The organism is Pontimicrobium sp. MEBiC01747 (genome assembly GCF_053601635.1).
The window spans coordinates 1-781 of record NZ_JBSHNS010000255.1; the positions used below are offsets into that span (position 1 = coordinate 1).

Annotated in this window: 1 pseudogene; it reads left to right on the plus strand. The window is 33.0% G+C overall.

Going from position 1 to position 781, the window contains the following annotated elements:
• Positions 1-781: pseudogene (locus tag ACVC2P_RS08155) on the plus strand (hypothetical protein); the annotation flags it as partial.

Sequence of the window (781 nt, forward strand, 5' to 3'; positions counted from 1 at the left end):
GTAACCCAAAGCCAAACCATAAATAATGGCACGCCAGAGTTAATAGTGAATAATAGCTACGACGACTTAGGCCAGCTGATAAACAAAAAAGTAGGAGGCGCTGTAGCTAATACAGCTAATACCTCCTCAGGATTACAAAGTATAGATTATAAATACAATATTCGCGGATGGCTTAAAGATATTAACGACTTTAATAACTTAGGTAACGACCTCTTTGGCTTTCATTTATCGTATAACACTATAAAGTCTAACAGTGGCACTCCGTTGTATAATGGAAATATTAGCGAAACATTTTGGAGAACTAATAACATAGATAATACAGATAGAGGTTATATCTATGCATATGATGCTTTAAATCGATTAAAATCTGCTAATGGTGCTGTATATGTATTTGGTCAATATACAGGGCATCATAGTTTATATAATGAAGGTGGTATGCAATATGATAAAAATGGTAACCTATTATATTTGTTTAGAAAGAAAGATCAAACTGTGGCGATAGATAAATTAGACTATATTTATGACCTAGGCAATAAATTACTATCTGTAACAGACAATTCTAATAATGATTTAGAAGGCTTTTTAAGCGATAACAAAGTTGGAGACGATTATACTTACGATGCCAATGGCAACATGATAAAAGACCTAAATAAAGGTATTGGCGTTGCAGGTGAAAATGGAGCCCAAGGTATTACTTACAACCACTTAAATTTACCAACAAGTATCACTTTTAATAACGATGCTACCAAAACAATTTCGTATATTTATGATGCTACAGGTG